Consider the following 12,693-nt stretch of genomic DNA (forward strand, 5'->3'; position numbering starts at 1 on the left):
TCAGCGAAGGTGCCCGTACCGCTCGTTCAGGTCTTCGGCCGTGTCCGGGCTCTCCTCGCTGTCGGTGTATCCGGATTCCCACGGCACCGCGCAGGGCGAGTTGTGCTCGGGATCCGGGCAGATGACGCGGGTGAGCTCGTCCCGGAGGACGTCCATCTGGGGACGGGAGGTGAGCAGGCCGACCCGGATCTGGTGGATGCGCCGGGATCCGGTGTCGGCTTCAGGGTGCCCGAACCCCCATTGCCGGGGAAGGTCCTCGTAGAACTCGGCGAGCGGCATGGACGCCGAGTTCTCCTGTCGCGCAACGGAGAGCTGGTACGGCACTGCGCGGCCGTCCAGCAGCCGGGTCCATCCTTCGGTGAGCCGCGCTGTGTCTTCTTCGGTCGCGTAGAAGCCGATTTGGATCTCGAAGAGGCTTTCAGGCGGCACGGGTTCTCCAGGACGGGCAGCGGTTGGCAGTGCACTCGACGGTAGCGCGGGGCACGGGGCTACCGCTCGTCATTTGTTCGTTGCCGGGGGTTCTCCGCCGGTTGGCGTGGTGAGACCGAACTTCCGGCGGTACGTAGTGGGCGTGAGGCCGGTCCGGCGACGCATCTGGGCGCGCAGGTTGGCTGCCGTCCCCAACCCGCTCGCTGCGGCCACGCGGTCGATCCGGAGCTCGCCGCGCTCGATCAACCGGCAGGCCAGCGCCACGCGCTCGGAGGTGAGCCATTGCAGCGGCGTGGTTCCCAACTCGACCTGGAACCTGCGGTGCAGCGTCGCCGGGCTCACCGCGGCTCGCTCGGCCAGGTCGGCCACCGCCATCGGCTGGTCGAGCCGTCGCTGCGCCCAGGCCAGCACCGGGCCCAGGGATGCGTCCGGCACGGCCGCGACCGGCCGTTCGATGAACTGCTGCTGTCCGCCATCGCGGTGCGCGGCGAACACCAGTCGGCGGCTCACCGCATTCGCGATCTCGGCGCCGTGGTCGCGGCGGATGAGGTGCAGGCCGAGGTCCAGCGCGGCAGCGCTGCCCGCGGCGGTCAGGACATCGCCGTCGTCCACGTACAGAACATCCGGCTCCAGCCGGACCGCCGGGTAGCGGGCGGCGAACAACTCAGCCCACCGCCAGTGCGTCGTCGCCCGGCGACCGTCGAGAACGCCTGCTGCGGCCAATGCGAAGGTCCCAGTGCAGAAACTCACCAACCGGGCGCCCCGCTCGGCGGCCCGCCGGATGGCCTGCAGCACCGCAGGTGCCGGTGCCACCTCGGGATCGGGCCTGTTCGGGACGATCACGGTGCCGGCCTCCTCGACCGCTTCCAGGGTGGCCACCCCGGACATCGTGAACAGCCCGCGGTGCATGCGCACCGCCGGTTCGGCCGCGCAAAGCGTGCACTCGTACCACGGCCGGTCCAGCTCGGGTCGGCGCAATCCGAACAGTTCCGTGGCCACACCCAGCTCGAACGGGTTCGAGCCCTCGTCGACGATCACGGCAACCCGGTGCGAGGATTCTTGCGGCATGTGCAATTCCTAGCACTCCCGCGACGACTCGTCGCCGGACAGGATCGCGTCGTGAGTGATGAACCGATCGACCTGCAGGCCGCGCTGGGGGCCTTCGATGCCCTGTGGAGCCCCAGGATCGTCACGCAGGTCAACGACTACGACGTCCGGATCGCCAAGGTGGCCGGCGAGTTCGTTTGGCACAGCCATGACAACACCGACGAGTTCTTCCTCGTCCTAGAAGGAGAACTGGGCATCGGGCTGCGTGACGCCGACGGCGAGCGCGTCGTCACCCTGCCCCGAGGATCGGTCTTCGTCGTCCCCCGCGGCGTCGAGCACCGCCCGTTCTCGACCGGCGGTGCGTCCATCCTGATGTTCGAGCCGACCGGGACGTCGAACGTCGGCGACCGGCACGACCGGATCCCCGACCACATCACGGCGACCACCGGACACGCGCTCGCCTGACCAGTGATCGCGCAGCCGAGGCCCGCGCCGGTTGGTTCCGGCTCACGCGAATCCCCCGTCAAGCGGAGGGCGGCTCGGGTCAGGCGGTTACCGACCGCAGGCCTTCCCGGTACGTCGGGAACTGGGGCGCCCAGCCCAGCTCGCGCTTGGCCTTGCCGTTGTCCAGCCGGATGTGCGTGCGGACCAGCAGGGCATGCAGGTAAGGGGTGACGCGCAGCAGCCAGCCGGGAATCCGCCGCGGAGCGGGTGCGCCGACGGCGGCCGCCACGGCGTCGAGGTAGTCGTCCATGCCGACGGGCTCGTCGTCGACGATGTTGTACGCCTGGCCGGCGCGGCCGCGTTCGAGCGCGGCGACCGTCGCGGAGGCCGCGTCGGCGATGTGGATGAGGTGCATGGTCCCCGCCGGGCGGGGCACCGGAAGCCGGCGCCGCCGGGCCATGTCCATCATCGAGAGGGTGGACCGCTCGGGCCCGTAGAACAAGCCGTAGCGCAGCGCGATGCCGTCGATGCCCGCCGTGCCGAGCACCTGGTCCTCATTGGACCGGAGCGATCGCAGGTGGCGGTCGAATGCGCCGCGACCGGGCTGCCCGTACGGGTGTTCTTCGGTGAGGCGGGCCGGGCCGTGGTCGCGCCAGCCGTAGCCGAGGAAGAACGACTGCGTGATGAAACGGGTTGCGCCCAGGTTCTTCGCCGCGCGCAGCAGGTTGCGTGTGCCTTCCTCCCGCAGTGCATCGGTGGCGTAGAGATCGCGGTGGAACGTCGGCGTGCGGGTGATCGCCGTGGCCTGGTGGATCACCGCGTCGGCGGTTCGCCCGTCGAGGGCGGTGAGCAGCGCGTCCGCATCCATCACGTCGGCGACCACGGGTTGGACCCCGGCGGCGCGCAGGCGTTCGGCTCCGCTAGTCGTGCGGGTGAGTCCGAGCACGGTATGGCCCGCGGAGAGAAGTAGGGGGAGCAGCTCGGAGCTGATCGTCGCCGTTGCGCCGGCGAGCACGATTCTCATGTCAGATCTCCGTTCTGGTCGTCGAGCGGCGCAGGCTGCGCACCCGGGCCGCGAGCGCGACCGCGGCGATGGCCGAAACGGCCAGCAGGGACCACCCGTCGGACGGGTGGCCGCCGTCCGTGTCGAGCATGTGGTTGATCGCGTGCAGGATGTTGGTGAGCGCGAAACCCGCCAGCACGACGGCGAGGACGTCGCGCCACCACAGCGCGGCGAGCATCATCAGACCGATGCCGATCTGGAAGACCCCGGCGTCGTGGAGGAAGTGCTCGTGGTTCGGCCAGTTGGCCCACTGCGCGAAGCTCGCGGGCGCGAAGCGGCACCAGGCGCCGAGGATCACCATCATGGCCGCTCCCAGGACGGTGACCGTCGTGATGAAGGCGTGTCTGCGGGTTCTCATCTGCTGCCCTCCCGGGTCGGGTGAAATCCGGCGTTCGTGCAACAGACGAGACCGGCCGGGCGGATGTGACAGGGCCTCTCGTCGAGCGGACCGGGTGTCCAGCCGACCGATATTGGACAGCGCGTTCCAAAAATTGGTAGGGTCGCCGCATGGCACGACCGAGGTTGTTCGACGAGGAGCGGGCGCTGGAAGCGGCGATGCGCACCTTCTGGGCGAATGGCTACGAGGCCACCTCCACGCAGGACCTGTGCGAGGCGACCGGTCTCGGGCGCAGCAGCATCTACAACACCTTCAGCAGCAAGCACGACCTGTTCATGCGCGCGCTGGCCCGCTACATCAACACGACCTCGACCGTTCAGCTCGCGATCCTGGAGGATTCCGGGCGATCCGAGGTGGATCGCATCCGCGCGCTGCTCGCCGTGATCGTCGACACCGAGCTGGAGAACCGCCGCGACGGGCGCAGCTTCGGCTGCCTGACGGTCAACTCCACCGTTGAGCTCGCCGGGCGCGATCCGGAGGCTGCGAAGCTGCTCGATCGCGACAACGAGGCGCGGCTGGCCGCCCTGCGGGCCGTGATCGAGGCGGGGCAGCGGGATGGTGGGATCGCGTCCGCGCGTGATGTCGATTCGCTGGCCCGCTTCGTCAACGCGGTGATCGGCGGCATGCGGATCGCCGGGCAGGCGGGTGCCGATCGGGCCGTACTCGAGTCCATCGCCGAAACCGCCATGGACGCGTTGGTCCGCTGAAATCGCGTTCGCCCACCGCATGACTTTTTGTGCCCAAGTTTTGAACTGATCAATCTAAAATCTGGAGAGCGTCATGCCACGCGCCGTGTACATACTCGCCCTCGGCATCTTCGCCATGGTGACCAGCGAATTCGTGGTCGCCGGGCTGATGCCGCAGATGGCCGAGGGGCTTTCGGCCACCATCCCGCAGATCGGCTACCTCATCACGGCCTTCGCGGCGGCGATGGCCTTCGGCGGGCCGTTCCTGACCGTCGCGCTGCTGAAGATGAGCCCGAAACTCGCGCTGCTGGCCCTGTTCGCGATCTTCCTCGCAGGCAACCTGCTAGCGGCCACCGCCACCGGCTACAGCCTCATGCTGGTGGCCCGCATCGTGACCGGTGTGGCTTCCCAGGCGTTCTTCGGGATCGCCATCTCGCTCAGCGCGCAGCTGACCCGCCCGGAGGTGCGCGGTCGGGCCATCGCGGTCGTGATGAACGGCCTGATGCTCGGCACCTTGCTGGGCATGCCGCTGTCCACATTGGTCGGTGAGCGGTTCGGCTGGCGGGCGGCGTTCTGGGCCATCGCCGCGCTCGCCGTCATCGCCGCGCTGTGCACCGCGCTCGGCGTGCCGAAGCTGGGGCTAGCCGGCGATGAGGGGTACTTCCGGCAGGAGATCGTCGCGTTCCGCAAGCCGAAGCTGTGGCTGGTGCTGACCACCAGCACGCTCATCATCGGCGCCACCTTCGCCGCCTTCAGCTACTTCAACCCGATCCTCACCCAGGTCACCGGGTTCAGCACCGGCGCCGTCCCGCTGCTGCTCGTCGCCTACGGCGCCGCCACGGTGGTCGGCAACACGATCGTCGGACGCCTCGCCGACCGGTACACGATCCCGGTCCTGCTCGGCGGGCTGGTCCTGAACGCGGGCTTCCTCATCGGCTTCGCGCTGCTGGCGCACCTCAGCGTGCCCGCGGTCGTCTTCATGCTCGGCATCGGCCTGGTCGGGGTCACCATGAACCCAGCGATGATCACCCGAGTGCAGCGCACCGGCAACGCGCGGCCGCTGGTCAACACGGTGCACTCGTCCTTCATCACGTTCGGCGTGATCACCGGGTCCTGGATCGGCGGTCTGGTCATCGACGGATTCGGCCTGCGAGCGCCGCTCTGGCTGGGCGCGGGCCTGGCCGCGCTCGGCATCGTCACGCTCCTGCCCGACCTCGCCCGCCGGCGGCGGCCCGCGGCGCAACCTGCCGCGGAGCCGAGCCTCGCGAGCCAGTAGCCCGCAGTCGTGAGTGGCGGTGGCCGCCCTGGCGAGCCACTGCCGCTCATGCCGTCCGGCTAGACTCCGTGGCGTGATGACACCCGTTCATGCTGCTGTGGTCGATTAGTTACGGGCTGCTGCCCCGACCGGCCGACCGACGTGCCCGTGCCCCTTGGCCGGGATGTTCGTGCTGATCCAGCGACTCCGCTGTTGCTCGCCGGGTGCCGGGGCGCAAGCCGTCCACTTCTCACCTTTCGCAGGTCGCTGACCTGCGCTCGGCCGCATCAGCAGGAGCGGTTCATGAATCTTTCCCCTGGCAGTGCTGCGCGCCCGCAGCACGTCGTTTCCGAAAGCGGTGTCCTCCGCTGGCTTTCGGCGAACGGTTCGCGCCCACCGGCACGGATCGTCGACGCGGATGACCGGATGTCCGCGAACGAGGCGCACCGGTTGGTCTCGCGAGGAACGGGCTTGCTGTGGCACGGCGACTTCCACAACGCGCGCCAACTGCTCAGCGCCGTGTCTCGCCGCCTCCAGCGGAATCTGCGAGGCGGCTCGTCCGCTGCCGAGTCGTTCCGGCTGCATCGACAGCAGCAGGCGCGCCGAGCACGCGCGCTGGCGCTGGTTCTGGTGCGGCTCGATCCCGGTCATGCGCTGAACCTGCGGCGCGCGCCGGATGTCCGGACGGCGTGCCAGGAGGCGTACGGCCCGGCGGACACCCCGTACGTGGTCCCGCTGCGGGAGCTGCTCGGCGTGATCGGGGCTAGCGAATGGCGCCGGAAGGGCGTTCCGGTCCCGGCGCTCGGCGCGCGAATCCACCCGCACTACGGCGTTTTCGCCCCCACCAGAAGTGAGTACGTGGACCTGGTCGCCGGAAGCCCGATGCCCCCGGCGGAACTCGCCTTCGACATCGGCACCGGGACGGGTGTGCTGGCGGCGGTGCTCGCCCGCCGCGGCGTCGAACGCGTCGTGGCCACGGACACCTCGGCGCGAGCGGTCCGGTGCGCCGAGGACAACGTCGGGCGGCTGGGTCTCGCCGGGCGGATCGAGCCGGTGCAGGCCGACCTGTTCCCGCCCGGGCACGCGGAACTGGTCGTGTGCAACCCGCCGTGGCTGCCGGCGAAACCCCATTCGCTGCTCGACCACGCCGTTTACGACCCGGGAGGCCGGATGCTCCTGGAATTCCTCGCCGGGGTGCCGGGACATCTGAAACCTGGCGGCGAGGCTTGGCTGATCCTCTCGGATCTCGCCGAACGCCTCGGATTGCGCACCCGAGACGAACTGCTCACGGCCATCAGCGGGGCCGGGCTCCGCGTCGTCGGGAGATCGGAAGCCCGGCCGAGCCATCCGAAGGCTGGGGATCCCACCGATCCGCTGCACGCCGCCCGAGCCGCCGAAGTCACGACGTTGTGGCGGCTCGCGCCGGTTGGGGACGACACCATCCGGACGTAGCCTCGGGTCAGTCGTCTTGCTGCACGCGGTGTTCGCCGTAGCTTTCGTGCGCTGGCGGGAGCGGCGATTCGGTGCGGACCGCGTCGGTTCCGGCGAGGGTGCTGCAGCCGTGGCACCCTCGCCGGGCGGATGACCTGTCACATCCGGCAGGGCCGCCTCGTCCTACCGGTGACCAGCTCAGGAAGGACGGGTAAATGCAGAAGCCGATCCTGGTGACAGGTGGGACTGGCACGTTGGGCAGGGCAGTGGTGCGGCAGCTGCTCGACGCCGGGCACGAAGTGCGGGTGCTCAGCCGCGGTCCGCGCCCCGCGAACGTCCAGCACGGGTGGGCGACCGGGGATCTGCGCACGGGAGCGGGCATCGACGCGGCGACCTCCGATGTGGACGCGATCGTGCACTGCGCCACCACGCTGGGGCGCAAGGACGTGGCGGCCACCCAATGCCTGATCGACGCCGCGCGCCGCAACGAGGTCCCGCACCTGGTCTACATCTCGATCGTCGGCGTGGACCAGGTGCCGATCCCGTACTACCGCGCCAAGCTCGAAGCGGAAGAGCGGGTGACGAACTCGGGGCTGCCGTGGACGATCCTGCGGACCACCCAGTTCCACGACCTGATCGCCCGCATCACTTCGGCGCAGCGCCGGTCCCCGGTGGTCGCGGCGCTCGCCGGGGTGAACTTCCAACCCATCGACGTCCGCGACGTCGCAGAGCGCCTGGCAGAGCTCGCGGCCGGGGCACCGGCCGGCCGGGTAGCGGACATGGGCGGGCCGGAGGTCCGCAGTCATCGCGACCTGACCCGGGCCTACCTGGCTTCGACCGGGCGCCGCCGAATCCTGCTGCCGGTGAGGTTGCCGGTCGCGGCGTTCGACGCCTACCGCCGAGGCGGTCACCTCGCTGCGGACAACGCCGTCGGCCGCATCACCTTCGACGACTTCCTGGCCGGGCGGTGACGGCGCGCGCCTGGCTGCGGGCAGGCTTGATCTTCCTGACGTTCGTGCACGTCACAGTGGGTTCCTGGACGTTGCTCTTCCCGCACTCGTTCTACGGCCGGGTACCGACGGTGGGCGACTACCCGCCGTTCAACGAGCACCTCTTCCGCGATTTCGGCGCGATGAACCTCGCCATGGCCGTGGTACTCGGCACGAGTGCGGTGCTCCTGGAACGGACACTGGTCTACGTCGCGCTGACGTCGAACCTCGTCTGGGCGGTTCCGCACCTGGCGTTCCACGCCGCGCATCCGCCGCACACCGCGGGGATGTTGCTGGTGGTGGCGCTCGGCGTGAACGCGACGATCCCGGTGGTGCTGCTGGTGCTCACCCGCGGCGCTTTGCCAGCAGGTGAGCGGCGACGGCTGTCGCACCGGTGACCGCGAACACCGACGGCCAGGCACCGACCTTCTTGGCCAGCGGGTGCGAGCCGGCCAGTGCCGCCGTGTAGGTGGCGCCCAGCGCGAGGGCCGGCGCCACTCCGGTCCGGCGGCGGCACAGCTCCATCGCGCCCAGGCCGGCGCCCGCGGCCACCACGCCGCCCCAGTGCCGGTGCTTGGTCGCGCGGGCGACCGCGAAGCCGCCGATCAATCCGGCCGAGGTCAACAGGCTGGACGGAATGGACATACTCGCTCCTCGCGGGTTCGGTTGCGGCCCCCGATCCGACTCTACTGGGCGGCACGCGGTGAGTTCTGGCGTAAACCCGCCGGGAGAGTGTTTGACTTCGCTTTCCGCTGTAAGAAAGTGCTGGTGTCGATTCCCCTTCGGTCCCCGGGAGCCTGCATGCGACGCGTTCGGATGGGTCTGCTGGCGGCGGTTTGCGTCCTGCCGCTCACCGGGATGCCGGCTCTCGCGGAACCACCGCAGGGCCCGGTGTTCCAGGACGGCGAGGCACAACCGGTGTTCGACCCGGCGCAGGCGGTGCGCGAGGACCTGTTCGTCACCGCGCCGGTGGACAGCGATCGCGACGGGCAGGACGACGTCGTGCACGTCCAGGTGGTGCGGCCGGCGGAAACGACGCAGGGCCTGCGGGTGCCGGTCGTCTACCAGGCCAGTCCGTATTTCTCGGGCGGGAACGACGTGCCGAACCACAACGTCGACACCGAGCTGTACGTGCCCGAGAAGCCGGGCAACCGGACCATCCGCACCGCCGGTGGCGACGAACGCATCGCGGCGGCAGCCGACATCAGCTGGGCCTACGAGGAATATCTGCTGGCCAGGGGATATGCGGTGGTGTACGGCGAATCGCTGGGCACCGGGCTGTCCAGCGGTTGCCCGACCACCGGCGCCGAGAACGAGACGATCGGCGCCAAGTCGGTGGTCGACTGGCTGAACTCCCGCGCACCCGGGCACGACGCCTCCGGCGCGCCGGTCGAGGCGGCCTGGGCGACCGGCAAGGTCGGCATGATGGGCGTCTCCTACAACGGAACCCTGCCGAACGCGGTGGCCAGCACGGGCGTCGAAGGGCTGGAGGCGATCGTGCCGATCGGCGCGATCTCGAACTGGTACGACTACTACCGCTCGGACGGAGCGGTGGTGGCGCCCGGCGGCTACCAGGGCGAGGACGCCGACGTGCTGGCCGAGTACGTGCATACCCGGGCGGACCGGGAGCCGTGCCGGACGGTGCTCGACCAGCTCACGGCGGACCAGGACCGGATCACCGGCGACTACAGCCCGTTCTGGGACGAGCGGAACTACCTCGACGACGTCGACAAGGTCCACGCCGCGGTGCTGTCCGTGCACGGGCTCAACGACTGGAACGTCAAGACCCGGCAGGCCGCGCAGTGGTACGCGGCGCTGCGGGAACACGACGTGCCGCACAAGATCTGGTGGCACCAGTCGGGGCACACCGACCCGCTCCGGCTGCGGGAGCAGGAGTGGCTTCGCACGTTGAACCGGTGGTTCACCCGGTACCTGTACGACGTGCCCAACGGCGTCGAAGGCGAGCCGAGGGCCACCGTGCAGCGGGAGGACGGCAGCTGGTCGGACGAGGCCGAGTGGCCTGCGCCGGACGCCCGCGAGGTGACCTTGCGGCCCACCCCGGGTGGCCCCGAGCGAGGCGGGCTCACGGCCGCGCGGGCTCCGGGCCGGGTTTCGGAGGGCCTGCGCGACGACGCGGGCCAGTTGGCGGAAGACCTGGCGGCGGCGCCGAGTTCGCCGAACCGGCTCGCCTACTTCGGCGCCCCGTTGGCTGCTCCGGCCCGGGTCAGCGGCACGGTCCGGGCCGAACTGGCGCTGACTTTCGACCGGCCGGCCGCCAACGTGACGGCGCTGCTGGTGGACCAGGCGCCGGACGGCGCGGTCACGGTGGTCACCCGGGGCTGGGCGGATCCGCAGAACCGGCACGCGATCGACCGGACGTCGCCGATCGAGCCGGGGAAGAACTACTCGATCAACGTGGTGATGCAGCCCGACGACTACGTGTTCGCGCCGGGGCACCGGCTCGGGATCGTCGTGCTGTCCAGCGACCACGACTTCACGTTGCGCCCGAAGCCGGGTGCCGGGCTGGAGCTCGACCTGTCCCGCACTCGGTTCCAGCTGCCGGTCGTCGGGTCGGTCGAGTAGGCCGACCGCGACGAAGATTCGCGATTGAGGCGCCGAAACGGAGAGTAAGCGCCGAAGTAGTGATTCGATTGGCCCGTCCGATCGTCACTCCATAGTGGATATATCGGCCTATGCGGCCGAGTTGTCCACAGCGGACGGACCTGTCCACAAATTCCGAAAATGCCCTTTCGTCGACGCGGGTTCGGCGTCGATCGTTGCGGCATGACAACACGACTCAACGCCACCCTCTCGCTGACCGAGCCCGCCGACCTGATCGCCGCCGTGCCGCACATGCTCGGATTCCACCCGGCGCATTCGCTGGTCGTGCTGACCCTGCACGACGTGGCGGAAACGCCGACGTTCGGCGTGACGCTGCGCACCGACCTGCCATGCCCGATGGGTGTTTGCGGCTTCGGTGAGCACCTGCTCGACGGACCATTGGGCCAGCGGCGGATAGAAGCCGTGATCCTGGTCGTCGTCGGGGAGAAAACCAGCACCGCGGCCTGCGGCGACGCCTGCGCCGGTCGGTGCGAAAGCCTCGAACGATCCACAGTGGATGATCGCGATACCGGTCCGCCGCACGCAGACCTGATCGAAGTGATCCGCGGCGCGTTCCACCGCGCCGGGGTCGTGACGGCCCACGCGTTGTGGGTGCCGGAGATCCGAGCCGGTGCCGAGTGGGAGTGCTACGCCGATCCGGGCTGCTCCGGTGTGATCGCCGATCCGCGGGGTTCCGCGGTCGGCGCGGCGCTGGCCGCGGAGGGGGCGGTGACCTTCGGCAGTCGCGATGAGCTGCGGACGCTCGTCGCGCCGGAGTCCGACGAGGTCTTGGCGCGCTGGTCGGCGAAGCTCGACCTGCTGGCCGAGGAACGCGCCGAGGGCTATGACCCGGGAAAGGTCGCCCGCGACGTCCGGATCGTCTTCGCGGCCATCGAGCGCGTCGGTTCCGGTGCCGCGCTCACCGAGGACGACCTGCTGCGCGTGCTGGTCGCGGTGTCCGACACCAGGGTCCGCGACATCGCCCTGGGCACAGCGCTGGGCGATGCGGCCAGGGCAGCCGAAGAGCTGTGGCTGACCCTGGTCCGCAAGGCCCCCGACCCGGAACTGCCCGAGGTCGCCGCGCTGCTGGCGTTCTCCGCCTACCTGCGGGGCGAAGGGGTGCTGGCCGGCGCCGCATTGGAGCGGATCGAGCGGGCCCAACCCGACCACCGGCTCGGGATCCTGCTGCGGCAGGCCATCGAAGCCGGGATCTCACCGGCCGACTTGGCGGTCATCGCCCGCGACGCCGCCGAAGACGCCCAGATCATGCTCGAAGAGGACGGAGCCTGGTGATGAATCACGACGAGACGATCCGAAGCGAAATGCCTTGGCGGCGTTCAGGATCCCTGGCGCTGCCGGGTGAACTCCCAAGCGTCCCGCACGATCACCTCGAGGTCGGCGCGCTGCGGCGTCCAGCCCAGTTCCTCCCGCGCGCGCTGGCTCGACGCCACCAGCGTCGCCGGGTCACCGGCCCGGCGCGGCGCGACCTTCGCCGGGATCGGGTGGCCGGTCACCTCGCGGCAGGTGTCGATCACCTGCTTGACGGAGAAGCCGGTGCCGTTGCCGAGGTTGTAGATTCGGTGCCGGCCCGGGGCTGCGCTCTCCAGCGCCAGCAGGTGGGCGTCGGCGAGGTCGGTGACGTGGATGTAGTCGCGGACGCAGGTGCCGTCGGCGGTGGGCCAGTCCTCGCCGAAGATCTGCACCTGCTCCCGCTGGCCGAGCGCGACCTGCAGCACGATCGGGATCAGGTGCGTCTCGACCGTGTGCCGCTCGCCGAACGCCCCGTGCGCGCCGGCGACATTGAAGTACCGCAGGCTGACCGCGCCGATGCCGTGGGCGGCGGCGTAGGACGTGATCGCGTGGTCGATCGCCAGCTTCGTCGCGCCGTAGGTGTTCGTCGGGCGCGTCGCGGTGTCCTCGGTGATCGGCGTGACCTCCGGCTCGCCGTAGGACGCGGCGGTGGAGGAGAACACCAGCCGCGGCGTGCCGTGCTCGCGCATCGCGTCCAGCAGCCGCAGCGAGGTGACCACGTTGCCCTGCCAGTACTTCTGCGGATCCTGCATGGATTCGCCGACCAGCGACTTCGCCGCGAAGTGCAGCACGCCGTCGAACGGCTCCGAGAGCAGCTCGCTCGCCGCCGTCGAGATGTCGGCCTCGACGAACTTGCAGCCGCCCGGGATCGCGTCGGCGTGCCCGGTGGACAGGTCGTCGACCACGACGACCTCGTGGCCGGCTTCCACCAAGCGCGCCGAGCACACGCTTCCGACGTAGCCTGCGCCGCCTGTGACGAGGAGCTTCACCTGCGTACTGCCTTCCGTGGGAGATCTTCTGAGGGCGCCGTCAACCGGCAA

General features: G+C 70.0%; 14 protein-coding genes. 8 read left to right on the forward strand and 6 right to left on the reverse strand.

From position 1 onward, the window contains the following. Together AC07FN_RS09685 and AC07FN_RS09690 are read right to left on the reverse strand one after the other, a co-directional pair. On the reverse strand, positions 1-429 hold the full coding sequence (locus AC07FN_RS09685; protein WP_478395243.1) for a hypothetical protein: 429 nt from the start codon (positions 427-429) through the stop codon (positions 1-3). A 69-nt stretch (positions 430-498) separates the two neighbouring features. Then, positions 499-1,497, reverse strand: a complete 999-nt coding sequence (locus AC07FN_RS09690) for a helix-turn-helix domain-containing protein (RefSeq protein WP_478395244.1) — start codon at positions 1,495-1,497, stop codon at positions 499-501. A gap of 51 nt (positions 1,498-1,548) precedes the next feature. Between AC07FN_RS09690 and AC07FN_RS09695 the strand changes: the two genes are divergently transcribed. Further along, a complete protein-coding gene (locus tag AC07FN_RS09695; protein ID WP_478395245.1) occupies positions 1,549-1,941 on the forward strand; it encodes a cupin domain-containing protein in 393 nt (130 codons plus the stop codon). 79 nt (positions 1,942-2,020) lie between these two features. Here AC07FN_RS09695 and AC07FN_RS09700 read toward each other — a convergent pair whose 3' ends face one another. Next, a complete protein-coding gene (locus AC07FN_RS09700) occupies positions 2,021-2,944 on the reverse strand; it encodes an NAD-dependent epimerase/dehydratase family protein (protein ID WP_478395246.1) in 924 nt (307 codons plus the stop codon). 1 nt (position 2,945) lies between these two features. Then, entirely contained in the window at positions 2,946-3,341 is a 396-nt protein-coding gene (locus tag AC07FN_RS09705) for a hypothetical protein (RefSeq protein WP_478395247.1), read from the reverse strand. A gap of 149 nt (positions 3,342-3,490) precedes the next feature. On the opposite strand from AC07FN_RS09705, the gene AC07FN_RS09710 reads away from it, so the two are divergent. The 5 genes from AC07FN_RS09710 (at position 3,491) to AC07FN_RS09730 (ending at position 8,139) form a co-directional block, all read left to right on the forward strand. Further along, the gene (locus tag AC07FN_RS09710; RefSeq protein WP_478395248.1) at positions 3,491-4,087 is read left to right on the forward strand and encodes a TetR/AcrR family transcriptional regulator; all 597 of its coding nucleotides are present in this window, start codon (positions 3,491-3,493) and stop codon (positions 4,085-4,087) included. Between the two features lie 73 nt (positions 4,088-4,160). Continuing rightward, positions 4,161-5,342, forward strand: a complete 1,182-nt coding sequence (locus tag AC07FN_RS09715) for an MFS transporter (RefSeq protein WP_478395249.1) — start codon at positions 4,161-4,163, stop codon at positions 5,340-5,342. Between the two features lie 282 nt (positions 5,343-5,624). Beyond that, on the forward strand, positions 5,625-6,773 hold the full coding sequence (locus tag AC07FN_RS09720) for a methyltransferase (protein ID WP_478395250.1): 1,149 nt from the start codon (positions 5,625-5,627) through the stop codon (positions 6,771-6,773). Between the two features lie 194 nt (positions 6,774-6,967). Continuing rightward, the gene (locus tag AC07FN_RS09725; protein WP_478395251.1) at positions 6,968-7,723 is read left to right on the forward strand and encodes an SDR family oxidoreductase; all 756 of its coding nucleotides are present in this window, start codon (positions 6,968-6,970) and stop codon (positions 7,721-7,723) included. Then, entirely contained in the window at positions 7,720-8,139 is a 420-nt protein-coding gene (locus AC07FN_RS09730; RefSeq protein ID WP_478395252.1) for a hypothetical protein, read from the forward strand. The genes AC07FN_RS09725 and AC07FN_RS09730 overlap by 4 nt, the downstream gene beginning before the upstream one ends. Here AC07FN_RS09730 and AC07FN_RS09735 read toward each other — a convergent pair. After that, on the reverse strand, positions 8,087-8,386 hold the full coding sequence (locus AC07FN_RS09735; RefSeq protein ID WP_452612854.1) for a hypothetical protein: 300 nt from the start codon (positions 8,384-8,386) through the stop codon (positions 8,087-8,089). The two genes, AC07FN_RS09730 and AC07FN_RS09735, sit on opposite strands and share 53 nt — an antisense overlap. 156 nt (positions 8,387-8,542) lie before the next feature. On the opposite strand from AC07FN_RS09735, the gene AC07FN_RS09740 reads away from it, so the two are divergent. Next, a complete protein-coding gene (locus tag AC07FN_RS09740; protein ID WP_478395253.1) occupies positions 8,543-10,324 on the forward strand; it encodes a Xaa-Pro dipeptidyl-peptidase in 1,782 nt (593 codons plus the stop codon). A 201-nt stretch (positions 10,325-10,525) separates the two neighbouring features. Then, a complete protein-coding gene (locus tag AC07FN_RS09745; RefSeq protein WP_478395254.1) occupies positions 10,526-11,635 on the forward strand; it encodes a DUF4192 domain-containing protein in 1,110 nt (369 codons plus the stop codon). A 44-nt stretch (positions 11,636-11,679) separates the two neighbouring features. On the opposite strand, the gene galE is transcribed toward AC07FN_RS09745, so the two are convergent. Then, a complete protein-coding gene (galE, locus tag AC07FN_RS09750; protein ID WP_478395255.1) occupies positions 11,680-12,642 on the reverse strand; it encodes a UDP-glucose 4-epimerase GalE in 963 nt (320 codons plus the stop codon). Positions 12,643-12,693: the final 51 nt, after the last annotated feature.

It is taken from the genome of Saccharopolyspora sp. NPDC045941, assembly GCF_056431445.1.